Raw genomic sequence first — 24,529 nt, forward strand, 5'->3', positions numbered from 1 at the left:
GTTAGTTCCCTTCTGCACGCGGTGCAGTGGTGATTTCAGCAGAAGCCGAGACGCTTCCTTCTAATTCGTCTTTATCTACCGCGGATACCCGGTAGCAGTAACTGCGATCGCCCGACACATCAGTATCAACGTAGTTGGCGGCACTGACAGCTGCCAGCTTTCTTACATTGCCACAACTGGAGCCGCGGTATACCTGATAAAAATCAATATCGCTTTCTGGTGCCGGTTGCCACTGCAAGACCACGTTGGGGGCTGACTCCATAGCGCTGAGCCCTTCAATGCGGGCCGGTAGCGGTTTAGTTCTGGCTTCAACCACCGACGAGGCAACGCCGTTGGCATCATAAAGATTATACGCAAGAATTTTGTACCGATAGGTTTGACCATCATCCAGTTTGCTGAAGAAGCTGCCTTCGTCAACATAACGACCGGCAGTTCGGCTACTCAGGGTTTCCAGCAGATCAAATTTACCTTTATCTTCGCGATAGATCTTATAGCCTTTAATGTCAGCATCATTAGCCGGCTGCCAGGTGAGTGTTACCTTTTTCACCTGATTACTCGCCGCCGCAAAGTTCTGAGGTGCTGCCGGTACCGCTTTGGTAGTAGCCGTTACGATATTCGACTTCTGGGTTTCCTTGTCACCATCCACCGCGCTAATCGCATATTCATAGCTTACGCCATCGGCCAGATTCCGGCGGTCATTATCTGAATACTGAGTAATGCTCGGGGTAGTGATGGCAGTCACCAGCTCCCAGCGGGTCACACCCTGTACCCGGCGGTACAGTTTATAACCATCAATATTTTTATGTGCAGTCCAGCTTAAATCCGTACGCCGCAACATGCCCTGAGCAGCCACACTTAGTGTTACTTCATCCGGACTAACAATACTGGCAAACGCAGACGGGTCGCTGCGCAGACCGTCTTTATCCTCGGCCACCACATAATAAGAAGTTTGCGCATAGGGTTTAAGATTGGCATCGGTAAATGCCGACTGATTGGCGGGCACCACTGCAATTTCCTGCCAGCCCTGGTTATTCCAGCGGCGGTATAAGCGGTACTGTTTGATGTCTACCTCGCCCGATGGCGGCCAGCTGACACGAATTGTATTATTGTCTGCCGATAGCGCAGGGCTCTGCGCCTGATCCGGGCGTGGCTTGGTTTGCGCGCTGCGCGTTTCTGATACGAAACCAACGCCTTTGAATTTATTCAGTGCCACCACGAGATAATGATAGGTAGTGCCATCCTTTAAAGGCTGACCGTTATCCACGCCATCAATAAACTGAGTCTTATCGGCGCCGCTCACGTCGGCCAGTTCATCGAGCAGGGTATCCTGTTTCAGCTCTCCTTCGGTACGGAAGATTCGGTAACCCACTACATCGTCGTCTTTTACCGCCTGCCAGTACAAGTGCGCCGACTTAACCCCACCAGACACACTGAACTCTGCCGGTGCTGCCAGTTTTTTCGTTTCCTTGCGGGTAATATTGGATGGCGCCGAGGCAGACAATTGATCGAACAGGCGAACCTGATACTCATAAACCAGGCCATCTTCCAGCCCTTGTTTGTCTGTGTATGTACCGTTGTGACCCGGATTAATTTCGCCAACCGTTTGCCAGTCATTGGTACCGGCACCACGACGCTCGATGCGCACGCTGTATTCAGAGGCGGCCGGCTGCCATTGCAGGGTGACTTCACGGGTTTTAATCTCACTATCCGCATTAAGCAGGATGATCGGTGCACTGGTTACCATCACCGGTGGTGATTTCGCACTTTCCTTACCACTGTTGGTTACCGTAGTTACCGCAAACTCATAGCTCTTATCCGCTTCCATCAGGTTAACAGCAGAAACGGAGTAATTAATCTTACCTGTGTCCTCAATTTTTACCGCAGGCGCCCACACGCCGCCAACTTCACGATAATATACCTGATAGGCCGCGGTTTTTTCCTGATTAGCAATCGAAGGAACAAAGTCGAGTTTTACGCCGTTAACGTAAACCTGATGCTGCAAAATAGACGGGGCTGCCACATCGGCGCTGGCCTGGGCTTTAGCGATAGTGACTTTGCTGACCAGGCCACCATCCATTTCATCACCGGTTTCCAGGATAATATCCAGACGGTAATAAAAGGTGCCACTCTGGGGAATTCGGGTATCGACATACTGGCTTTCAGTGGTGCTCTCGACAAACTCGAAAGGCCCCGACTCTGATTCGCCCCGATACAGGTTGTAATAAAAGACCGCACCAATATCTGCCGTTTCCCAGTTCAGCACAACCTGTTCACCCTGTGCTTTGCTGGTAAATGCCGTCAGGGCGGCACTGGCCTGGGCGATATCCGGCTGCACCGACAGAGCCCGACGGATGCGGCGCTCCAGTGACTCAACAATTTCTGGCGCCCGGGTAACCAACTCACCCTGAGTTTGAAAACTCTCTTGCCAAATGGCCGCTTCCCGGCTGTTGGACACGTCAATCAGCTTAAAGTCCACAATGATAGTGGCGCGTTTAATATCGATGGAACCAGACAAAATAAAGTTAACGCCCAGTCCGTTGCCGTACTGAATAATTTTTTGGGTATCAGCTACCTGGGCACCACCAATACGGTACAGGCCTTCTTCCATCTGGCGTCTGGAAAGTAGCTGATAGGTTTGGGAACGCTCCAGCTCTTTACGCATAGAAAAGAGCAGGTCACCGTCCAGACCAATGGCATCAATACTGGCCGGTGACAGGTTGAATAAAGCGAGGCTGGTTTTTGCAAATGTAGTGGTTGGTAACAACAACATTACCAACACTACTACCCTAAAGATTACTGCTTGCATATCCCTCGCCTGCTAACTAGTTTTTAAATTGATAGGTTTCGATGATTTGCTTCATGTACCCGTCAATTTTGGCGGAGATTGGAGAGTTAACGTTTGATTTAACACGCTCGTCAAACTTAGCATCAACAAACCGCTCCAGTGCTTCCAGCGACTCTTTACGCTTCAGCAGTAACTCTTCACCGGCTTCGAAGTAATCTACTTCGCGGTTACGCAGTGGTTGTAATACTTTACGGGATAAGTCTTCCACCACCTGATCGGCCATCATCTGCAGCATTTCAGTGTCGGTGGCGATTTCCAGAGGGTCGTAAGCGATGTCGGCGTCTTTCACCCCGTCGTTACCCACGTCTTCTTTCACCAGACGCGAACGGATGGTATCCACACTCACGTTTTGCCCGGTTGAAACGTCAACGATACGGTAAGAAATCTCGATAAAACCCACCTTTTTAGCTTTGTTTACGGTGTATTCTTTTTCGGCATAAACCGGCACCATAATTTTTGCCTGAGGCGCTTCTTTCAGATCGTTTTTATCCGGGTTCGGGTTCAGCGCTTTCCAGTTAAGGAAGTCAATGTTGTCCTGGATTTCCTGGCCAACCTGATAACGAACGGTTTCGGCACTTTCAGATTTGGTTTCGTCTACTTTAAACAGTAGTACCGAGCCCATAATTGCCACGTCGATACCATACAGACGGCCCATTTCTTTGGCGGTATCTTCAGATACCACACCGATTTGGCCCAGCTTCATTTCTTCCAGAATGGATTTGAGGTTCTCACGCTCAAGGATGTTGATATCCTTGGTGGCGTTGTTGAACAGGTTTGAAATCAACTTACCGGCAATCAGGCCACCCGCGTCCATGTTGTAAGACGGGCTCTTAAAGTCGAATACCGCGATGGATTTGATGACACGCTCGCGAATTTTATCCTGCACATCACGTGACTTCTCGAACAGGCCTTCCATTAACGGATCAAGCTTGCCGATTAACTCGTACATATACCAGGCAACACCCCAGTACCGATTGTCCATATACTCAATGGCGATATCTTCGGCGCGTGATACCACTGCATTACGCAGAGCGACGGCACGCGGAGGCAGCGCACCACCGGTATTGTCATCGATTTCAATCGCCAGATTGATTGCCCGGGCGATATAACCCTGTTGCAGTAAACGGGTTGCTTCGACAATTTTCTCGTCGACCTGCTTTTCCAGCGCAGTGGCTTTCCATGCAATACAGTCCTGGTCGTTAGGGCTGAACGAAAGCACTTTTTCACAGGCAAACTCAGTCTGACTCCAGTTTTGCGTATCTAACGACTGGGCAGCCAGGTTTTTAAAGAAGGTGGCGTTGTTTTTCTGGTCAGCATCGGCGGCCATTTTCTTGGCGATGGCGTTGTTTGGATCCAGCATGGTGGCTTTGCGAGCTGCCAGCTTGGCATCTTCAAACTCATACTCAACGAAAGCCTTTTTAGCTTGCAGCAGATAGTCCCGGGTACCTTCGGTTTTAATCCGCGAAGCTAAGGGTACTGATGCTTCAAAGTTTGGATACAGCTTTTGTACCTGCTGTAGAGTGAGGTTCGCACGCACCCAGTCCTGACGATCAATCAGAGCCAGCGCTTCAGAATAGCGTTCTTTTACTTCATCAATGAGTTCACTGCGCGAGTTATCAATCTGACTTTCCAGCGGGGCAATGGCCGGCAGGTTCGGCGTGAACTGCTTAGCTTCCGCTACCAGAGACTCAGCTTTCTCAATATCATTAATGCTGACACTGGCTGCATTCAGCAGCCCCTGAGCCTGACTGATAAGTGTCTGTGAGGCTTTCAGGCGTAAGCTGCTAAGCTGAGCCGAATACTGTTGGTTATCCGGCTCCTTGGCAATTGCCTGCTTAAGGTAAGCAATGGCCTCAGCATAATTCCCGGCTGCAGCGAGCTGCTGAGATACATCAAACTCTTTTTTTCCCTTGCCCGTTGATTGACAGCCTGCCAGGGCTGACAATACCAGAGCGGCCAATACGTACCGTCTCATTGGTTGATCCTCAAACTTTGGTTGCGGTGATTTTGTTACCTGTGACGCCAACGATCTGTATTTTATGTCGTTGCGCTATGTTACTGGCCAGCAGTTCTTCATATAACTGTTCTGTCCAGCCTTTATAGCTAATGACAAGGTGTGCCACACCATTGGCGATATTAGAAATTTCGATTTGCTGAATGGCCGGCATGGCCTCCTGAATAACCGCTTTCATCTGATTTGCGACATCCAGTGACTCAACGCCTTCAATATCAAGAAACACATTTCTGGCTTTTACCTGCTCCTGATGCCAGAAGCGGATCAGTTGCTTGCGCAACTGAGGCCATTCCTTGCGAATGATATCGGCTGATAGCTTTGCAAAAATACTGTTCGATTTAACGCCCGGCTTGCTCGCGCTCTTGCTGCCTGCAGCCAGCACCTGATTATCACCTACCCGCGTGACCTGCATGCCAAGGGTCAGCTCGTTGGCATTAATCTTCATGCCCTGAAATTCTTCCGGCTTTATTTGGGAATCCACGGTCAGATTAACGGCAAAGCCGGCATAAATGGGTTCGTCTTCGTCAAACACCTGAAAACCATCCCGTAACAAACGTTCGGTCATTTCGTTGCGGGCATGCTGAGCAATAATAGGGTTGGTGGAGTTTTCGTCCAGCACTACGGTAACACGAGGCATTTTGGTCCAGCCCATGGAAGCCTGGATCTGGGCGACTCTGTCGACCAGTAAATCAACCCGCACATCCGCCTGAATAACCACTTCGTAGATGTCTTCGCTATCACCCACGCCGTCATACATAATTTTATATTCGTCGATTTGCCCGGCCGTGCTGGAAAATATCTGATCTTTGCCGAGCAGGTAATTGTTCACGTCGGTACGGGAGCGCACAAAAGTGCCAACCACTTGTTCTACCGCAGCCCGTTTTGCATTTTCCAGGGCCACTTTACGGGCTTCAACAATGTTGTTGTCTGCCACCGCGCTGATGCCTTTGGCTTCAACCAGCTTTGCAGACGCTGATGAACTCACAACGCTCAGAAAAGCAACAAAAAATGCGGCAACCACGAAAGAATATTGTTTGATGCTTCCACTGCACACTGCCATAGTGTCTCCAAATACCCACTATTACTACCAATAGTAGTTCAATATAATCCAATACCCCGTAATTTGCACTATTACCTGGGGTGCTTTACCCGAATATCGTAAAAAGAAGTCAGCTTATCGAATTTTGGTGAACTTAATTTGGCTATTCTATGGGTTTTATTTGGTCATTTATAGGACAACAGTTGACAAATAAGCCCCACAAATCCGATGTGTTGCTAAATAGCGACTTTTTACAGCCGTAAATAAAAAAAAGCTTTATAAAGTCGGCATTGGCGTATAGCTTTAATAGTATGCACAGGCCTAATCCAGCGCGATTAAGGTGTCTGGCTACTTTTATCCTTCCCTCCCGGCTTTATTTTTGAAGGAAAGCGCAATGCAAAGTGACTCAACCGGAATCTGGTATTTTGAATGTGACGTCTCTGATATTGAAGCGCACCTGCTGAACCTGCAAAGTCGTTCTGTTATCTACCCAGATGAATGCGAATACCTGATTAAAAACCTGCATAAACTGCATGCTACGTCTGAGCAGAATACCCATGGTGTGGTCCCTTTGTGCCACCGCTGTGTCACGCTCATTGCTAAAGATGACAAAGTGGAAATTGTTATAAACCGGGAACAGGAAAAAATTGACCACGTCACCCAATTGCCATTACGTGTTTCTCTTTTGCGTCAGTTGGGTATCTGGTACGAACAGGATCCAGAGGCGATAACCGGTATCTGTCTGGTCGAGCTCGACGATTTCAGTGATATTAACGACACCATTGGCCATGCAGCCGGCGACCTGATTCTGTTTGAAATCGCCCGTCGCCTGGAGCGTTACCATGGCTCCCGGTTTAAGCTGGTCAGGCTGCATGGTGACGAATTTGCCCTGGCGGTCACCCAACTAGACGATGCCGAGGATATCTGGCAGGTCTCAAAATGGATTTGCGAACAGTTCGAGCCGCCGTTTATGACCCAGAAAGGCGCCGTCTTCCTGACCCCGTCAATTGGCCTGTCGCTGAATATCAATACCGGTGAAGAACCCGTTACCCTGCTGGAGAGTGCGTACATTGCCCTCAACCATGCTAAAGACGATCCGCTAACCAAAGAGAAATTGTACAATCCTCAGCAAGAACATACCCTTACCCGCCAGGTATTGCTCGAAGCGCAACTCAATCAGGCGCTTACCGAAGAAAACAGTTTACTGGTGTGGTACCAGCCTAAACAGGATTTGCATAACCGGCAGATTAACGGTCTGGAGGCACTGATACGCTGGAACCATATTACCGAAGGACTGATTTCCCCCGGCGAGTTTATCCCTCTTGCAGAACGCACCGGTTTAATCTGCAGCATCACCGACTTTGTTGTGCGTCAGGTCGCCAAAGATATCCCGAAACTGCGCATGCACGGATTTACCGGCAAAGTGTCTATCAATATCTCAGCCAACGACTTTATGCGAGCTAACCTGGTCGATAGTCTGCTGGCGCTGCTCAAGCCTTATAACATTGATACCAGTGATATCGAGTTAGAAATCACCGAGGGCGCTTTTATCAGCGACTTTGATCACTGTATCTTACTCCTCACCGCCCTGCGTGACGCCGGGTTTGCCTTATCCATCGACGACTTTGGCACAGGCTACAGTTCTCTGAGCTACCTGACCCGGTTACCGGTGGATACCATAAAAATTGATATGAGCTTCGTCAGGGAACTGGCTCGCTGTGAGCAGGCCCGGCAAATTTACAAGGGGATGATTGATATCTGTAAAGCTATGCATTTCGACGTGCTCGCCGAAGGCGTGGATGATGATGCCCAGCGTGAGGCGCTGGCAGCTATCGGCTGCGATCGCATCCAGGGTTATCTGCTGAGTAAACCCTTACCGGTTGATAAACTGGTGGATTTTCTGAATAAATAATCCGCGCGCTCAGAAAAAGGGAAGCGTCTCGATAAACGGAATGCTCATCAGTTAGTCAACTTACCCCGCCAGCACAGTCATATTAGGATTCAGGCCACGAAGCACTGGCCATACAAGTCGTTAAATTTACAAAAAACACACATATTAAAAATAAATAAGCAACACCACGTAAAGCTTCCATACCAGAAATGTCTCTATTCTGGTCCCGGGTGGAAGGCGCAGGCTACTCTGATGCAGTAATGCACGTATAATAGGCGCTTAATTTTTCGTCAACCTATAAAACTAACAGACGAATTAACTTCATTCAGAACGACAGAAATCCAGTTTATTATTATGAAAAATGCATCACACAGTGTTTTTGAAGATGTTTTTGCTCTGCTATGCGCCGGTTTGTTTGTGGCGTTTGGTATTTTCCTGTTTCAGTCTCAGGAGCTCATGGTGGGTGGCGCTGCGGGTCTGGCCCTGCTGGCGACTTATGTAACACCGCTTGAGTTTGGCTTGTTATTCTTCCTGATCAATTTACCGTTTTATTATCTGGCGTGGCGACATATCAGCAAGCGCTTTATGATCAATACGTTTATTTCAGTTACTACCGTGTCGCTGTTTTCGGAGTGGGTCCCCCATTTTGTTGATATTTCACGGGTCGATCCTTTTTTCGCGGCAGTTTTCGGCGGCATATTAATTGGCGTGGGCATGCTAATCATGTTTCGTCACAGCTCCAGCCTTGGCGGACTTGGGATCCTGGCTTATTATCTGCAAAGCCGGTTTGATATTCGCGCCGGCTCATTCCAGCTGGTTGCCGATACTTGCATTCTGAGTTTGTCGTTTGTGTTTATCGACGCGCACCTGGTGCTAATCTCCATTCTGGCGGCGTTTTGTCTGAACATGGTGATTTCACTGAATCACCGACCGGAGCGTTACACGCTGCCCGCCGTAAAAAAGTCTCAGGCAGATGATGAAGTGGAGCATCTGCACCCGCAAAACGGCTAAAAGCTTGTATCCACTGAAGTAAGCTGTTGCTGAGCCAGATAAACTGCGCCCCATTCCGGCCCTCGCTGAGCAGGTTTGATGCGCTCAGCAACAGACTCTGCCAGATAAGGCCGCCATGCGGTAGCCAGACCACCGCTGAACACCAGATTCATGCTGCTGTTTACGAGTGCCCGTTTAGCCAGCTCATTTAAATATTCAGCGCCTTCTCTAATAATCGCCGCTGCCGCTGCATCGTCTTCAGCCAGTTCAAACAACCGGGGCGCAAAGCGGGCAAATTCACCAGGCAAAGCGCTATTAAGTCGTTCAACTAATCCGGACGGGGTTGAACAATTATAGAAGCGGCTCACTTCCTGCCATAACAGACTGTCATGGCCAAGCTTGTCGGCCACCAGCAACGCTTGTCTGGCTGCCATCTGGCCGAGCCAGGCACCGCTGGCCTGATCGCCAAGCTGAAATCCATAGCCGCCGTACTGGGTTACTTTGCCATTTTGCAGCACCGCAGCACAGGAGCCGGTACCGGTAATAATCACCACACCATCCTCGCCACCATGGGCACCGAGTAAAGCAGTATGCAAATCGGAAGAGAAAACCAGTTCAGCAAAAGGATGTTGCCACTGTTCCAGCAGCGCAGTGGAGGATTCCAGGTAGGCACCGGCCAGGCCCGCACTGACTACCAGCTCACTGCTGATCTCACTAAACTTCAGCCCGGCATCCGCCACGGCATCCTTTACCGCAGTCAGTATCGACGACAACGCCAGTTGCCCATGTCTGGCAATATTGGCAGGCCCGCCAACTCCCTGTCCTAACGACTCACCGAGTTCGTTAAACAGCTCAGCCCGGCACTTAGTGCCGCCGCCGTCTACGCCTACCCAGTATTCGCCGTATTTCAGGTTTTGTGTCATTTCCATCACCCCAGTAAAACATCCAACAACATCATTACCACAAAGCCAATAAGCAGGCTGAACGTGGCTATGTTCTGATTACCATTCTGGTGGGTCTCCGGAATGATTTCATCAGAAATGATAAACAACATGGCGCCGGCAGCAAATGCCAGCGCCCATGGCATAAACGCTTCAGCGCCGGATACAGCAACAGCGCCTACAAGCCCGCCAAGAGGCTCAACCAGGCCACTGCCAATACCTATCAGTGACGCTCTGGCCGGAGTAAATCCCACCGATAATAAGGCTACTGATACCGCGAGGCCCTCGGGGATATTTTGCAGGCCAATGCCCAGTGCCAGCGACAGGCCATTTGCCATTTCACCACCAGCAAAGCCAACGCCAACGGCAAGCCCCTCTGGAAAATTGTGCAGGGTGATGGCCAGCACAAACAGCCAAATCCTGGCTAATTTGGTTTTCGACGCCCCTTCACGCCCGGTAACAAAATGCTCATGGGGCACTGTCTGGTGAATAAAAAACAGTAAAAACGCGCCGGTCAGCAGGCCCGTTGCTGCCACCATACCGCCTGCCATCTCGCCACCGTACAAGGTACTGCCATATTCCAGCGACGGCAGTAACAACGAAAAGAAGGTGGCGGCCAGCATAATTCCGGCGGCCAGGCTCAGCAGGGCATCTTCCAGCCGGCGTGACAACTGCCTGATTAAAAAGACCCCGAGGCTGCCAGCAGCGGTTCCCAGACTGGCACAACCACTGGCGATCACACCCGCCCAAACTATTTGTGAACTATCCAATTACCCATTTCCCATTTTAACCAGTTACTCTTGGTACTCTGGCCGAGACACGGGTGATCAATTCATAACTAATGGTGCCGGCCCAGTCGGCCACCTCATCCACCGGTAATTGCGCGCCCCACAATTCCACTTCGTCACCCAAAGCCACTTCCCCGATATGGGTAACATCAATGGTAATCATATCCATGGACACCCTGCCTACCAATTGCCCGCGCTGACCACGCACAACAACCGGCGTGCCATTCGGGCAATGGCGTGGGTACCCGTCAGCATAGCCGATTCCCACCGTAGCGATGACACTGTCTTGTGGCGCAGTCCAGGTCTGGCTGTAGCCCACGGCCTCGCCTTGTTTTACTTTATGCAGTGCAATGATTTGCGCTTTCAGCGTCATAGCCGGAGTTAGGCCGTATTCCGCGGCAGCATGACCTGTCACCGGGCTGGCACCGTACAGGCCAATTCCCAACCGACACCAGTCGGCCTGACTCGCAGGATTACATAAGGTCGCCGCAGAATTCGCCATACAACCCGGCAGAGCCAGTGACCCGGTCAGCGCTAAAAATTGTTGCAGTTGGGCGGCATTATTCGGGTTGTCCGGATCATCAGCACAGGCAAAATGAGAAACCAGTACCGGCTGCTGTTGTTTAAGCCAGTCGTAACTGCTCAGTACCTTAGCAATATCGTCGGCGTTAAAGCCTAACCGGTGCATACCGGTATCGACCTTGAGCCAGACTTCGGGCCGTTGTGACTGTTCAAGTTCGTCCAGCCAGGCTAACTGTTGCTGGTTATGTACCAACAGGATGAGATTACCGGCTTTGGCGGCGCGGCAATCATCCGCATCATGAGGCCCTTCTAGCACCAACAAAGGCTGGCTAATTCCCGCCTCTCTGAGTGCCGCCGCTTCATCGCAAATAGCAATGGCGAAACATTCACACTGCTCAGCAAGCGCTTTAGCTACCGTTACCGCACCGTGCCCATACGCGTCTGCTTTAATCACCGCAATAGCCGTACAACCCCGTCCAGGACTCATCTGGCGAAAATTATTGCGAATAGCATCCGGGTTAATGATGGCGCGTGTTGATCTGCTCAAACGACTGACTCTCAGGTTGCGGATTTCATTGGGTATATCCTGTACGATACACCTTGCTCATAAATTAATAAATTCTTAATTTGAAAATGGCGCAGAATAATATATTCTAAATTCACACCAACTCTGACAAACTGGTGTCGATATCGATGGTTATTGGTTACACAGCTCCATGATAACCCAGCTTTCAAACGGTGAGAACGAGAATAAATGCTAGCCAATTACACCCTGCCAGACTTATTGCTGTTTGCCTTTTACGGGCTGCTGCTGTTGGTATCTGGCTGGTACTTTAATCGCCGTGCGCAAAACACCAGTGACTACTTTTTAGGTGGTCAGGCAATGCCGGTGTGGATGGTTGCCATGTCGGTACTGGCAACATCTCAGTCTGCCGCCACGTTTTTAGGCGGCCCGGATCAGGGGTATCGCGGTAACCTGACCTATCTGGCAACCAACCTCGGCGCTTTTATTGCCGCTTTTTTTGTAGCCAGAGTGCTCATCCCACGCTTTTACCAGCTAAAAGTGTTTACCGTTTACGAATTACTGGAAACCCGCTTTGGTGCCGGCGCCAAACAACAGGCCGGACTGATGTACCTGTTTGGTCGCATCTTTGCCAGTGGGGCAAGACTCTACATGGCCGCACTCGCTGTCGCAATGATCCTGTATGGCAACATTGCTGCCAGTAGCGTAATCACCGCCACACTGCTGATCAGTGTTATCGGGCTGATATACAGTATATACGGCGGAATCCGTACGGTTATCTACAGTGATGTTATGCAGGCTTTTACCTACATCGGCGCCGCCGTGGCGGTGATAATAGCACTGCTGATTGCTATCCCTGCGGATGTACCGGCAATCCTCGACGTGTTACAAAACCCCGGTGCCGGTGAGCCATCCAAACTCACCCTGTTCGACAGTCGCATCGATTTTTCGCCTTCCGGCGTGTTTACCCTGACTTCTGTATTTACCGGCTTTGTATTACTGAATATCGCCGCCTTTGGTCTGGATCAGGATATGACTCAGCGGGTGCTTACCTGCCGCAACGCGCAGGAGGGGGCCAAAGCGATGCTGTGGTCGGTGGTTATGGTAATCCCGGTAATGTTACTGTTTATCGTGATTGGCCTGTTGCTGTATATCTACTATCAGCAACCGGATTTAATGGCCAGCAACGCTGGTGCGCCGGTGCCGCAGTTTGCCGGCGAGCCGGTAACAATATTTATGTATTATGTACTCACCGACTTACCCGCTGGTTTAAAAGGGCTGGTAACCATAGGTATCCTCGCTGCCGCGCTATCCACACTGAACTCCGGGTTAAATTCCATGTCGAGTGTACTCATTCAGGACTTATACCGCCCCTGGCAACGCAAACGGGGTCAGCAGCGCAGTGAACATCATTTTGTCAACGCCGGCCGGGTTGCGATGGCGGTAGTAGCATTGGCGTTAGCGTCCATGGCGTGTTTATGCTATTACTGGCAACAGTATTCAGATACGCCATTATTACAGTTTGCACTGGGCGTGATGGTTTTTTCCTACAGTGGCTTACTTGGCGTATACTTTATTACACTATTTACTCAGCGAGGCAGCCCTGCCTCTGTCACTGCAGCATTATTGTGTGGTTTTATTATCCCCTTGCTGCTACAACCTTATGTGATGAGCTGGTATTTACCTGAAGCCTGGCAACTGAGTCTGGGTTTCACCTGGCAACTGGTGATTGGAACACTGGTTGCCACGCTGGTATGTGCTGCAGGCCGCCAGCCTGAATACATGCCTGATATGAAGGCGGAAGCAAAATGAATGGAATAACACGTTTAACCGGGACGATGGCTAACCTTAAGGCCGGCAGTTAACTATGCACATGACAAATAAACAGTCAGCAACATTGCTTGAACAACTGAACAGAATTATTTCTGAGGGCCGTAACCCTCATACGATGGATATTGATGTACTGCCGACCATCGAGATTCTGGAAAAAATCAATCAGGAAGATGCCGGGGTGGCCGATGCTGTGCGTAAAACCATCCCACACATTGCCAAAGCCGTAGACGCCATTGTGCCAAGCTTACAGGCCGGCGGTCGATTGATTTACATGGGCGCCGGAACCAGCGGCCGTTTGGGTATTCTGGATGCAGTAGAGTGCCGGCCCACCTTCAGCGTACCGGAATCCATGGTCATCGGAATCATCGCCGGCGGTGATCAGGCCATTAAGAATGCCGTGGAAGGCGCCGAAGACGACACCGTGATGGGTGTGGCAGATTTAAAAGCCATTGACTTCTGTGCTAATGATGTACTCGTTGGTTTGTCGGCCAGCGGCCGCACACCTTACGTGATTGAAGCAATGAAGTACGCAAACTCCCTTAACGCCGCCACCATTTCTGTTACCTGTAATCCTGAGTCACCCATGATGCACGTAGCCGCCATTGGCATTTGTGCCGTGGTAGGTGCTGAGTGCATTACCGGCTCAACCCGCATGAAATCAGGCACGGCACAAAAGCTTATTCTTAATATGCTCAGTACGGCCAGCATGATCCGGTTAGGTAAGACCTACGAAAACCTGATGGTAGACGTAAACGCCACCAACCAGAAGTTAAAAGCCCGCGCCACGCGCATTGTTATGCAGGCTACCGACTGTAGCGAAGAACAAGCCGATACAGCATTACAGGCCGCCAATAACCGAGCAAAACTGGCTATTCTGATGATCCTCACGGGCCAGAGCGCCACTGAAGCAGAAGCACAACTGGCCGACAACGGTGGCTTTTTACGCCGTGCCGTGCAATCTCACTCCTAATCATGACGCGATTTCTGGCCATTATTCTGCTGTTGCTGACCTCGGCAACAACACAAAGTGCAACATTACAGGTTGGCGCTGAGCAGCCAGAGCGTTACTTACCGCTGCTGGCAGGCAAAAAGGTAGGACTGGTAGTTAACCAGACCAGCCGGGTAGAACAAACCCATCTGGTGGATTTCTTGGTGAGCCGCAGTGTCGCAGTGCAGGCGGTATTCGCGCCCGAACATGGTTTTCGAGGCAAATTAGGTGCTGGCGAGAAAGTCACCGATGGCATAGATCCGAAAACGGGCCTGCCGATCCGCTCGCTGTATGGCAAATATAAAAAGCCAGACCAGGCAATGCTCAGCGACATCGACCTGCTGGTGTTTGATATTCAGGATGTCGGCGCGCGCTTTTACACCTACATCAGTACCCTGCACTATGTTCTTGAAGCTGCAGCCGAACAAGGCATTGAGGTTATTGTGCTGGACCGCCCCAATCCCAACGGGCGCTATGTAGACGGGCCCCTGCGCGAAGCCGAATTTACCTCCTTTGTCAGCCTGGATCCGCTGCCGCTGCTACATGGGCTGACTGTGGGCGAGCTGGCAGCAATGATAAAAGGCGAAGCCTGGATAAATCAGGCAGAAGAGCTGAGCCTCACGGTTATCCCGGTTGCCGGGTATAGCAAAACGGTTGACTATGAATTACCGGTAGCCCCCAGCCCGAATTTGCCCAACAGCACGGCCATCCGCCTCTATCCGTCGCTTTGCTTATTCGAAGCCACCGTTGTTAGCGTTGGCAGAGGCACCGCCTGGCCGTTTCAGGTTATTGGTCATAACGAAGTAACTCTTGGCGACTTTACTTTTACTCCGCAATCCATGCCGGAAAGTGCGCCGAACCCGAAGCTTAAGGGCGAATTATTATTTGGCCGTGATTTACGCGACAGCGTCATTGAGGGCTTTAACATTGAATTGCTTTACGCGGTGTATCAGCAGTTTGAGGAACGTGAGCAGACCTTCATCGACCGTCCTGACTTTTTCGACCTGTTAAGTGGTACAGACAAGCTGCGCAAACAGCTGAGCGAAGGGCTCGACCCTACCGCCATTCGTGCAACCTGGCAACCAGGATTGAATGCCTTTAAAGCGCAGCGCCAGCCGTACTTACTTTACCCGCAATAATTAGCCGGGCGTCAGCTACCCTGAGTCCCCGAACCACCACGTCGGAACTGGGAAACAATCTCGTTGGTTTTCTCCAGCAGTTTGCGGCCAGGCCGTGATGCCTGGGTCAGTGCAATAAACAGCATGTCGATAATCAGTTCCTGAGCGGTTCTGGCCAGGATTGAGGACAGCCGTGCCGACGCTTCCTCGGCCACTGAGTAAAGCTGCACATCTGCCGGCTCAGATACCGGCGTAGTACCATACTTGGTAATGGAGATAACCTTAGCGTGATTGTCCTTAGCCTGATTGACCACGTTTACAATCTCCCGGGTAGCACCGGATTCAGAAATCGCCACCACCACATCACTTTCGTTAAAAGTAGCAGCCAGCGCCAATTGAACGTGTCCGTCGGCCTCGGCAATTGCCATCATGCCCAGTTTTTGCAATTTGAATGAAAAGTCTTTGCTCACCAGCGCTGAGCCGCCTACCCCGCATATCAGAATGCGTTTGGCGTTTTTAATGATCTCTACCGCCTTCTCAAACTCAACCAGTTCGTTGAGGTTACGGGTTTCATTAAGCACACTGATCTTACTGCTTAGCAGCTTGTCAGCCATTTGCTCAAAACCGTCATTGAGGGTGATTTTGCCATGCAACTGGGTGTTGGGGGTTTCGCGGTTAAGCGCATCAATCACTGCCAGTTTAAACGCAGGGTAGCCTTTGTAACCCAGTTTTTGCGCGAACTTCACCACACTGGACTGACTCACGCCCACCACGTTGGCCAGTTCCTGGGAAGACAGGTCCCGCACCGCGTTGGGTGAATCCAGCGTAAAGGTCGCCAATTTTGATTCACTGCTCGACAATGAATGCTTTATTGCTTTGATTTTAACAAAAGCTGACATGCGCGTGTTCCCGGTTGTCGGCGTCGGTTACTAAGCAAAGAAACCAACAACAAAAATAACGAAAGAATTTTTTATTCAAATATAAACCAGTTGATAAGAATATCAAAATCTCTTTAAATAGAGTTTTCGGCGCGCTACGCGTTTAACTGTTTGTAAGGTTACCGTAATTTATGAAAGCTGCCCATCCCCACGCGCCTGCACAGGCTATTGCCAGCCTCTGGGATTCTCATCATTTTAGCGCACTGGATAAATCTCATCTGCGCCACGCGGATATTCAACCGGTGCTCGATGAGATTGCGGACTATCCGTCGATCACCCGGGAGACTATTGGCTACAGCTGCACCGGCAAATGCATTGAGCGACTAAGTATGGGCAGTGGTCCGCTAATTATCCTGGCCTGGACCCAAATGCACGGCGACGAGCCGACGGCTACTGCTGCGGTGCTCGACTGGCTGAAACTGCTACATCTTAATTCCACCAGCAACTCACTGGCATTGGGCAGTGACTGGACGTCGCTGATCACTCTGCACATTATCCCGATGCTGAATCCGGATGGCGCAGAGCGTGATACCCGGGTCAATGAGCAAGGCATAGACATCAATCGTGATGCCAAACAACTGCAAACGCCGGAAGGCAGATTGTTGTGGCAACAAGTGCAAACGCTTAAACCGGATGTGGCCTTTAACCTGCACGACCAGAACCCTTACTATTCGGCGGGCCCGACGGCTTACCCGGCAACCATTGCTTTTCTTGCGCCGGCTTTTCATCCGGACAAACATGTTGATGCGCCGCGTCTGCGGGCTAAACAACTGATTGCCTGTATGGCAGATACCCTTAGCCACTGGCTGCCCTGCCATATTGGTCGCTATGACGATACCTATTCGCTGCGCTCATTTGGTGACAACATTGCCGGTACCGGGGCCAGTACGATTCTGATTGAATCCGGTGCACACCCCAACGATCCCCACCGTCAGGTGGCCAGAAAGATGAACGTCATTGGCTTGCACAGTGCGTTGGAGGCTTTATTAGGTAATCTGTATCAGCAAAAATCGCTGGCCGACTATTACCGCATTCCCGATAATGTTGAAGATGGCCTGGTCGATATTAAATTTTCCCGTGTTGCGCAGCGCTGCGCCGGCCATGATTACGTGGCAGATATCAGTGTGAATAGAGATAAGCAGGGCCGCGCTACCGTAAAACATATCGGCGACCTGTCGGGTCAGGCTGGTTTTACCAATATCAGCGCCTACCAGACCACCATACTGCCGGTTAAGGCCTATCAACTCGATAGTGCTATGGTGCTAACAGAGAATGATTACCTGGCACTGCTTAAACAGGGCTTCAGTGTTTTTGCCGGTGATAGTTCGCTGCTTGATAATCTCAGTGGCTTGCCGGTGTTATGCTTGCCTGAACCGCCCGCCTATTCCTCCTTATATCCCGGTGCAGACGCTTTCTGGATAATGCAGGATAGCGAGGGCAAACAACGGGCTGTGTTAAACGGCAAAATGATTAATCTCTAAAAAGTCTGCCGTGTCAGCTCGGCAACCAGCGCCTGATTAAAGCGCTGCATAAACGCCTTATCTACCCGGTTGCGGCTAAATAGAAAGTGCACCCGGGTTTCATGTATCACCTGTTTGGACACCTTGAAGTCGTCAATACCCAGCTGCTGTGCAGCAGCCTCAAGTACCTTCTGATCGCCAACCACCGCATCCACGCGCCCCATTTTCAACAGCTGCATGCGCCGCATTGTCCCTTCCGCGTGGATCAGGTAGCGATCGTGAGCATCTAGCGCCTTACGCTGGAAGTCTTCGCCAAACCAGCCACTTTTATTGACTGCGACCAGATAATTTTGTTGCAGCAAGGAGCTGACATTGACGTCACTGAAATAAGGATTACGGGAAAACCTGAAGCCAAATACGATGGTTTCCTTACGATAGGGCATTGAGTAGAAGTTCTGAGCTTCGCGGGCCTTCGTATAGGCAGCGCCAAGGATCACGTCAACTTCGCCCTGTTTAAGCTCCAGCGCCAGACGCTTTTCCGGTAGCCGCTGCGCATTCAGCTCATAGCCGAGCCGCTTAAGCGTGCGGTGCAGTAAGCGTAAATCTTCGCCATCGGGCTCGCCCTGTTGGTTGATATACAGGTAAGGCTTCCAGTCAACCGCAACGGCCAGATCGAATGGCTCTTCACTGCGGGCCTCAAAGCCCACTGCATACAGACAGACCGCCAGAATGAAGATAAACAAGTCGCGCAAAGTCTTTCCCTGTGTTTGCGTTAACGGTGTGAGATGATTATTGCACCGGATCTACCCGGATGTGGACTTACCAGCGTTTAAATCCGCCAGAAAAAACCATTATTATACATAAGCTTAATTGGGTAATAGCAGATTATCAGAAAAACTGATGCTAACAATAGCGAAGCCATTTCCGCAGGCAGAGGGAGCGCTTGCATAAATCGCCAGGCATGACCTTTCAGAGAAACACCGTCAACTTTAATAATAAGCAGTACCCGGGCGAGAATACCAGATAACATGAAAAAGGCGATGCTATTGGTGCCGGCAACTAATAGCGGATGCCCTTTGGGTAAAGGGCCAGCTTTACGTTCGTACAGGATACAGAGCCAAAAAAGGATGGTTAGTATGCCACTGGTTACCAGCACAAAAGTGGGCGACCAAAGCGCTTTGTTTATAGGGTTGATGACCGCCAGGCCATAACCGGCACAGATGCCGGCCAGAGCCAGTATCATCAGTTTATTCGGGCAGCCGTGTTGTACCAGGACGTAACGCCCCACCCAGACACCGGTCAGGCAGGTCACTACCGCAGGCAGGGTTGACAGGATCCCCTCTGGGTCAAAAGCAAATGGGGTCGCATCAGAATAATAAACATGATTGGCCCCGAGCAGTTGATGATCAAGATAAGCGGCAAGGCTGTTACCAAATTCCCAGCGGCCCTGATAAATCCCACCGCTGGCGTCAGCATAAGGGATCCACTCCATGGCGCCCCAGTATCCTGCCAGCAATACAATCGCCAGCACACCAACCCAGCGCCAGGATACCGCCAGGATGAGCAACACGGTGAGCCAGTAAACCACACCGAGCCGGGGTAATACGCCGGCAAAACGCAGCGCCAGAAAGCGTTGTTCAAACCAGCTATATCCGGGACTCCCGGTATTATACCAACACAAATACAACCCCCAGCCCAGCAGAATTAGAGTGATAGCCCGGCTGGTAGTGTTTCTGACTACAGCCATCGTACTGTTCAGGCGGGTTAGCTCCCGGGGTAAATGGATTGCAATGGTAACGCCCATCACAAAGATAAAGCCCGGGAAGATAACATCGGTTGGGGTCAGGCCATGCCATTCAGCATGTTTTAGCGGCGCATAAATAGCCTGCCACGAGCCCGGATTATTAACCAGCACCATGGCGATGATAGCCAGCCCCCGCAAGGCATCCAGAGCACTAATACGCGCCGTCATGTGCCCTACTCGTCGATGGTGACAGGCGACTTACCCGGCATCGGCGAACGCCCGAGTAAGCCTTCTGCCAGCGCGGTAAAAACTGCACCATGAGCGCGAACTGTACCTTTCTCTTCTGCACCTGTTACGGTGACGTTATAACCGAAGGTAGCCACGGCGGCGCCAGCAAGGTGACGATAATCCGAAATAATATAGGGCGCTCTGAGCGCAATGAATACCGCATTAACCGATTGTTCACCGGCGCTGACCAACAGTCGTCTTACCCAGGCTTCCTGAGTGTTTTTATCCGGCCGGTTCCGCCAGGTGCTCAGGTCTGCCATGCCGCCCATTTCAGCGAGGCTGTGTTGGGGCGTAATATCGCCCACAATCACAGCATCGGTATCATTCATGTCGGGCAAGGCTTTTGCAGGATCAATACCGGTTAATGCATCGCAGGTGAGTTGCAAACCTGGCTGAAGCTTTAATAAAGCTGTTGTCATCGCCATGCAACGTGCCTCGTCGGGCATGACTATATAAAAGCGACTCCCTCTGAGTGGCAACACACCACGATTATAGACCTGGGTTAGTGCGGCCCTGGCCAGGTCCATTTCGGTGCGCTGGTTTTCTTCCCCAGGCAGCGTATCAACAGCGCTTTTAATCCGTTCCGCCAGCGGCTTGCTAGTAAACTCATCAAGCTCAAACTGCTGTTTGGCCTGCAAAATACGTTTAACCGACAACTGGGTTTGCTGGCGGTCAATGTCTCCGCTGCTCATAGCCTGCACCCACTGCTTGTAGAGCTCCCAAAAACGACTGAGACTTTGTGGATTACGCACCGCATAAGGCATCAATGCAATATCCGCCCCGGCATTAAAGGTTTTTATCACCGCGTTCTTATGGTCCACATAGTGTGCAATACCAGCCATATCCAGCGCATCGGTCACAATAATGCCTTGGTAGCCCATTTTATTTCGAAGTATACCGGTGAGAATTTTGTGCGAGAGGGTGGCTGGTACCAGGGTATCCTCACCGTCGAGTGCCTTAAAACGGGTGTCATCAAGCAATGGGTACTGAATGTGTGCAGTCATTATCATTGCCGGAGCCTGCCCCTGCTCAATGGCATAGCGAAACGGCAGTAAATCAACCGCTTCCACGGTGGCCAGATCGTGATCAACCCGAGGCAGACCGGTATGACTGTCGGTATGAGTATCGCCATGACCGGGAAAATGCTTCAGGGCGCTGAGAATATTTTCACTCTGTAACGCGGCCACGGCCGCAGCGCCAAGCTCTGCCACCATTTGAGGGTCTTCACCGTAAGACCGGACATTAATAACCGGATTATCAGCATTGACATTAACATCCACAGTGGGGGCGAAATTTACGTTAAACCCAAGCTGACCAATGCTTTTAGCAATCCCTTTATTCACCCGTTCTGCAAAGGTGGTGTTATACAGCGGGTAGGTTGCACCAATCGCCATATTGCCAACATAACGGGTTGCCACTTTATCCGGCAACCGCGCAACCCGGCCCCCTTCCTGATCGATGGCAATAAACAGTGGCGGTAAACCTTCCTCTTTAGCCAACTGCTGAATGGCATAGTTTAGCTCGATAATCTGCTGGCTGTTGTCGAGGTTTTCAGCGAACAGGATCACCCCGCCAATCTGGCCCTGACGAATAATTTCGGCAAACTCAGGAAGCAAGGTGGTAACCGGCGTTTTACAACTTTCCGCTGGCGTACCATCGGCGCAGTAGTAGCGCATATCCAGCATCAGCTTCTGGCCCAGCATAAACTCACTGTCCTGCCCGCCGGAGCAGCCTACGGTTAACATTACAAGTAAACTCACCAGTACGGCTTTAGTACGCATCACTATCAGGGCCCTTTCCAAATGCATCAACGTCGATAACCAAGCTTACCCCAGCGACCACAAAAAATAAATTATTCCACCCTGACATTTTTAATCTTTGTTTATCAAAGCCATTAAGGCTTACCACTATCAACCAGAGTCGCAAACAAAAACACACGAAGATGCCTGTATAAAAGCGCTTAACCAACAATTAACAGTTGCCAAAAAGCGCTCAACTCCACACCACACAATAGGAATATTTTATTATGCACAAGCCTTTCGAGTATGGTAGTTTGAGTAATGTAAGCGTCTGTGCCTCAGGCAAACGCCCGGCCAACAAATGAACCAAAGAGTAGAGGAATTGCTGTGACCAGCCGAAGTTTTCGCGGTGTTTTGTTATGGACACTATGTGCACTGCTTTTAATTAGCTGTAGCAGTCGACGGGTAATTGAAATGCCGTCGGCCAATTATGGCGAGCGGGTCAAATCACTGGTGTTGCACTTTACGGCAATTGACTATGCCCGCTCAGTCACAGCGCTGGTTGATGAAGGCGGTTTAAGCTCCCACTACCTTATACCTGAATCCAATGATCCGAGCGATCCCGGCGGCAAGCCCAGAATAATCCGGTTAGTGGACGAAAATATGCGTGCCTGGCATGCCGGCAGAAGTTACTGGCAGGGGCGTACCGGCTTAAATGACCACTCCATTGGGATCGAGATAGTTAATGTGCCGGAATGTGAGCGCGACGGCGATATGGCTCCCTCTCTGGCCGAACATGGCTCAAACCGCTTATGTTTTTTCCCGGATTACGACCCTGCTCAAATCGAAGTCGTTATTGAGCTGGTAAAAGACATCATTGCCAGACACCCGGATATCGAGCCCACTGCGGTAGTCGGTCATTCGGATATCGCTTTCGACCGCAAGAACGATCCCGGCCCGCGCTTTCCATGGTTTGAGTTATATCAGGCTGGCGTTGGCGCCTGGTACGACAATGAAACACTGGCCGACTACTGGAAAACCTTTAACGAACAGCCAGCCAGTATTGGTTTGCTGCAAAGTGCACTGCGCGCTTATGGTTATGGTGTAATCGAAACCGGTATCGCCGATACCAGTACTCTAAATGCTATTTCTGCGTTTCAGATGCACTTTCTGCCCTGGCATGTCAGTGGCGAGCCTGACAGCCGTACCACGGCCGCCGTGTTTGCCTTACTCGATAAGTATTTTCCCGAGCAAAAAGACGCGCTGCTGAGCCGTTATGAAAAAGAGCGTGAGCTGGCTATTGCCACCGCCGAAAGTGAGTTACCAAGCGTTCGACGCGGTCAGGTAGACGCGGTGTTGCCAGACCTCAAGCCATCCAAGCGCGCCTATGTTAAAGACCGCTTTGCGTTTAAGAGCTATGCCGGTCGCGGCGAGCTGATTATTGAGAGCGACCTGCCAGCTTCGGCGACGGTGTCGGTTAACGGCGAAGTATTATCGCTGGATGACGAATTTGCCGCCGACAATACCTATCGTTATTCTCTGGCCCGCCGCACCCGAACCGGCGTCAATACCCTGGCCGTGAGCAATATAGCACCCGCCGAAGCGCAGTTGCATATACAGGTACCCTACCCTGAATTAAAAGACAACACTCAGGCCTACCAGAACCGCTTTACCGCAGTAGACGAGCTGATCAATCAGGAAGTAGCTGAAGGCTTTCCGGGGGCGGTGTTACTGATAGTCAAAGACGGCGAAATTATTAAACGTACTGCCTATGGTTACCAGAAGCGCTACGACGAAAACGGGCTACCGCTGGCCAGCCCGCAGCCAATGCGTACCGACACCATTTTTGACCTGGCCTCTAACACCAAGATGTTTGCCACCACGCTGGCACTGATGCATCTGGTGGAAACCGGTCAGCTCGATGTGACGCAGCCCATTAAACATTACCTGCCGGAATATCTGGGCGCAGGACGTGAGGCAAGACGGGTCAGCGATCTGCTGTCACATCAATCCGGCTACTCGCCAAGTATTGCTTTTTACGACCCGGAAAACCCGCTGGGCAAACGCTTTTATTCCCAGTCCCGCCAACGTACCAGCGAGCTGCTGATCACCCAGGCGCCCTTTGAAGTCAGTAACGGGCTTAACGCCTCTTACAGTGATATTAATTTTATGCTACTTGGTCTGATTGTGGAGCGTATTACTGGCATGCCCCTGGACCGATATTGCGAAGAGTGGCTGTATCAGCCACTGGGGCTCAAAAACACGCTGTTCAACCCGCTGCAGAAAGGCCACCACAAAAGTGAGTTTGCCGCCACGGAGCTACGCGGGAATACCCGCGATGGCCGGATAACGTTCCCGAATATCCGTGAATATACCCTGCAGGGAGAAGTTCACGACGAAAAAGCTTTTTATGCCATGCAGGGTGTGTCTGGTCATGCCGGGCTGTTCTCCACCGCCGATGAACTGGCCGTAATGGCACAAATGCTGTTAAACGGCGGTGGCTACGGCGAAACACATGTGTTCGACAGCAATGTAATAAATGCCTTCACCAAACCGGATAATCGCTTCTGGCACTATGGGCTCGGCTGGCGCCGGGCGGCCAATGGTACCAACCGCTGGCACTTCGGCCCTTATGCCAGCGATCTGGCATTTGGCCACACCGGTTGGACAGGCACGGCTACAGTTATCGACCCAGCGCTCGATTTGGCCGTCATCCTCTTGACCAACGCGCGCCATTCGCCCATTGTGGAAGAAGACGAAGAAAAGCTGCAATTTACCGGTAAGCAATTTGAAACCGGCCGCTACGGCAGCATCGTTTCACTGGTCTACGAAGCAATTCTGAACAAACAGGCCAATTAAAATAACGAC

At 51.0% G+C, this 24,529-nt stretch carries 17 protein-coding genes; 7 read left to right on the forward strand and 10 right to left on the reverse strand.

The window, feature by feature from the left end:
* Position 1: 1 nt before the first annotated feature.
* The 3 genes from D9T21_RS21580 to D9T21_RS21590 are packed head-to-tail and all read right to left on the reverse strand — an operon-like array spanning position 2 to position 5,919.
* A complete protein-coding gene (locus D9T21_RS21580; protein WP_123327234.1) occupies positions 2-2,806 on the reverse strand; it encodes a fibronectin type III domain-containing protein in 2,805 nt (934 codons plus the stop codon).
* Positions 2,807-2,822: 16 nt separating this feature from the next.
* Positions 2,823-4,820: a CsgG/HfaB family protein gene (locus tag D9T21_RS21585; RefSeq protein WP_123327235.1), complete on the reverse strand. Its 1,998-nt coding sequence runs from the start codon at positions 4,818-4,820 to the stop codon at positions 2,823-2,825.
* 10 nt (positions 4,821-4,830) lie between these two features.
* Positions 4,831-5,919 carry a hypothetical protein gene (locus tag D9T21_RS21590; protein WP_123327236.1) on the reverse strand — a complete coding sequence of 363 codons (1,089 nt, stop codon included), beginning with the start codon at positions 5,917-5,919 and terminating at the stop codon, positions 4,831-4,833.
* A 373-nt stretch (positions 5,920-6,292) separates the two neighbouring features.
* On the opposite strand from D9T21_RS21590, the gene D9T21_RS21595 reads away from it, so the two are divergent.
* Together D9T21_RS21595 and D9T21_RS21600 are read left to right on the forward strand one after the other, a co-directional pair.
* Complete coding sequence (locus D9T21_RS21595; RefSeq protein ID WP_123327237.1) at positions 6,293-7,810, forward strand: putative bifunctional diguanylate cyclase/phosphodiesterase; 1,518 nt, start codon at positions 6,293-6,295, stop codon at positions 7,808-7,810.
* A gap of 333 nt (positions 7,811-8,143) precedes the next feature.
* Positions 8,144-8,800, forward strand: a complete 657-nt coding sequence (locus D9T21_RS21600) for a YitT family protein (protein WP_123327238.1) — start codon at positions 8,144-8,146, stop codon at positions 8,798-8,800.
* Here the strand turns inward: D9T21_RS21600 and D9T21_RS21605 are convergent.
* Genes D9T21_RS21605 through alr form a run of 3 tightly spaced genes read right to left on the reverse strand, consistent with a single transcriptional unit; the run spans position 8,797 to position 11,577 of the window.
* Positions 8,797-9,702: a glucosamine kinase nucleotide-binding domain-containing protein gene (locus D9T21_RS21605; RefSeq protein ID WP_164464809.1), complete on the reverse strand. Its 906-nt coding sequence runs from the start codon at positions 9,700-9,702 to the stop codon at positions 8,797-8,799. The genes D9T21_RS21600 and D9T21_RS21605 overlap by 4 nt on opposite strands.
* Before the next feature lie 5 nt (positions 9,703-9,707).
* Positions 9,708-10,490 carry a ZIP family metal transporter gene (locus tag D9T21_RS21610; protein WP_123327240.1) on the reverse strand — a complete coding sequence of 261 codons (783 nt, stop codon included), beginning with the start codon at positions 10,488-10,490 and terminating at the stop codon, positions 9,708-9,710.
* 16 nt (positions 10,491-10,506) lie between these two features.
* On the reverse strand, positions 10,507-11,577 hold the full coding sequence (gene alr, locus D9T21_RS21615; RefSeq protein ID WP_123327241.1) for an alanine racemase: 1,071 nt from the start codon (positions 11,575-11,577) through the stop codon (positions 10,507-10,509).
* Between the two features lie 207 nt (positions 11,578-11,784).
* Between alr and D9T21_RS21620 the strand changes: the two genes are divergently transcribed.
* The 3 genes from D9T21_RS21620 (at position 11,785) to D9T21_RS21630 (ending at position 15,513) form a co-directional block, all read left to right on the forward strand.
* Positions 11,785-13,365: a sodium:solute symporter gene (locus tag D9T21_RS21620; RefSeq protein WP_123327242.1), complete on the forward strand. Its 1,581-nt coding sequence runs from the start codon at positions 11,785-11,787 to the stop codon at positions 13,363-13,365.
* A 61-nt stretch (positions 13,366-13,426) separates the two neighbouring features.
* Positions 13,427-14,356, forward strand: coding sequence for an N-acetylmuramic acid 6-phosphate etherase (gene murQ, locus D9T21_RS21625; protein ID WP_123327347.1), 930 nt, complete (start codon positions 13,427-13,429; stop codon positions 14,354-14,356).
* Between the two features lie 2 nt (positions 14,357-14,358).
* Entirely contained in the window at positions 14,359-15,513 is a 1,155-nt protein-coding gene (locus D9T21_RS21630; RefSeq protein WP_123327243.1) for an exo-beta-N-acetylmuramidase NamZ family protein, read from the forward strand.
* An 11-nt stretch (positions 15,514-15,524) separates the two neighbouring features.
* Here the strand turns inward: D9T21_RS21630 and D9T21_RS21635 are convergent, their stop codons facing one another.
* Positions 15,525-16,391 carry a MurR/RpiR family transcriptional regulator gene (locus D9T21_RS21635; RefSeq protein ID WP_105936140.1) on the reverse strand — a complete coding sequence of 289 codons (867 nt, stop codon included), beginning with the start codon at positions 16,389-16,391 and terminating at the stop codon, positions 15,525-15,527.
* Positions 16,392-16,561: 170 nt separating this feature from the next.
* Between D9T21_RS21635 and D9T21_RS21640 the strand changes: the two genes are divergently transcribed.
* Positions 16,562-17,911: a M14 family zinc carboxypeptidase gene (locus D9T21_RS21640; protein WP_123327244.1), complete on the forward strand. Its 1,350-nt coding sequence runs from the start codon at positions 16,562-16,564 to the stop codon at positions 17,909-17,911.
* Here the strand turns inward: D9T21_RS21640 and D9T21_RS21645 are convergent.
* The 3 genes from D9T21_RS21645 to D9T21_RS21655 all read right to left on the reverse strand — a co-directional run bounded on the left by D9T21_RS21645 (position 17,908) and on the right by D9T21_RS21655 (position 21,703).
* Entirely contained in the window at positions 17,908-18,642 is a 735-nt protein-coding gene (locus D9T21_RS21645; protein ID WP_164464810.1) for a substrate-binding periplasmic protein, read from the reverse strand. The genes D9T21_RS21640 and D9T21_RS21645 overlap by 4 nt on opposite strands.
* Positions 18,643-18,719: 77 nt before the next feature.
* Positions 18,720-19,862 (reverse strand): acyltransferase family protein, encoded by a 1,143-nt coding sequence (locus D9T21_RS21650; protein ID WP_123327246.1) that lies wholly within the window; start codon positions 19,860-19,862, stop codon positions 18,720-18,722.
* A 5-nt stretch (positions 19,863-19,867) separates the two neighbouring features.
* Positions 19,868-21,703, reverse strand: coding sequence for a glycoside hydrolase family 3 protein (locus tag D9T21_RS21655; protein ID WP_241155793.1), 1,836 nt, complete (start codon positions 21,701-21,703; stop codon positions 19,868-19,870).
* 432 nt (positions 21,704-22,135) lie between these two features.
* On the opposite strand from D9T21_RS21655, the gene pbp4b reads away from it, so the two are divergent.
* On the forward strand, positions 22,136-24,520 hold the full coding sequence (gene pbp4b / locus D9T21_RS21660; RefSeq protein ID WP_123327248.1) for a penicillin binding protein PBP4B: 2,385 nt from the start codon (positions 22,136-22,138) through the stop codon (positions 24,518-24,520).
* Positions 24,521-24,529 lie beyond the last annotated feature (9 nt).

This window comes from Marisediminitalea oceani, assembly GCF_003731635.1.
Taxonomy (GTDB): Bacteria; Pseudomonadota; Gammaproteobacteria; order Enterobacterales; family Alteromonadaceae; genus Alteromonas; species Alteromonas oceani.

Excerpts from the sequence above, each read along its gene's own strand:
- D9T21_RS21580 (WP_123327234.1), bottom strand. The coding sequence starts at position 2,806 with ATGCAAGCAGTAATCTTTAGGGTAGTAGTGTTGGTAATGTTGTTGTTA.
- D9T21_RS21585 (WP_123327235.1), bottom strand. The coding sequence starts at position 4,820 with ATGAGACGGTACGTATTGGCCGCTCTGGTATTGTCAGCCCTGGCAGGC.
- D9T21_RS21590 (WP_123327236.1), bottom strand. The coding sequence starts at position 5,919 with ATGGCAGTGTGCAGTGGAAGCATCAAACAATATTCTTTCGTGGTTGCC.
- D9T21_RS21595 (WP_123327237.1), top strand. The coding sequence starts at position 6,293 with ATGCAAAGTGACTCAACCGGAATCTGGTATTTTGAATGTGACGTCTCT.
- D9T21_RS21600 (WP_123327238.1), top strand. The coding sequence starts at position 8,144 with ATGAAAAATGCATCACACAGTGTTTTTGAAGATGTTTTTGCTCTGCTA.
- D9T21_RS21605 (WP_164464809.1), bottom strand. The coding sequence starts at position 9,702 with ATGACACAAAACCTGAAATACGGCGAATACTGGGTAGGCGTAGACGGC.
- D9T21_RS21620 (WP_123327242.1), top strand. The coding sequence starts at position 11,785 with ATGCTAGCCAATTACACCCTGCCAGACTTATTGCTGTTTGCCTTTTAC.
- murQ (WP_123327347.1), top strand. The coding sequence starts at position 13,427 with ATGACAAATAAACAGTCAGCAACATTGCTTGAACAACTGAACAGAATT.
- D9T21_RS21630 (WP_123327243.1), top strand. The coding sequence starts at position 14,359 with ATGACGCGATTTCTGGCCATTATTCTGCTGTTGCTGACCTCGGCAACA.
- D9T21_RS21635 (WP_105936140.1), bottom strand. The coding sequence starts at position 16,391 with ATGTCAGCTTTTGTTAAAATCAAAGCAATAAAGCATTCATTGTCGAGC.
- D9T21_RS21640 (WP_123327244.1), top strand. The coding sequence starts at position 16,562 with ATGAAAGCTGCCCATCCCCACGCGCCTGCACAGGCTATTGCCAGCCTC.
- D9T21_RS21650 (WP_123327246.1), bottom strand. The coding sequence starts at position 19,862 with ATGACGGCGCGTATTAGTGCTCTGGATGCCTTGCGGGGGCTGGCTATC.
- D9T21_RS21655 (WP_241155793.1), bottom strand. The coding sequence starts at position 21,703 with ATGCGTACTAAAGCCGTACTGGTGAGTTTACTTGTAATGTTAACCGTA.
- pbp4b (WP_123327248.1), top strand. The coding sequence starts at position 22,136 with ATGCCGTCGGCCAATTATGGCGAGCGGGTCAAATCACTGGTGTTGCAC.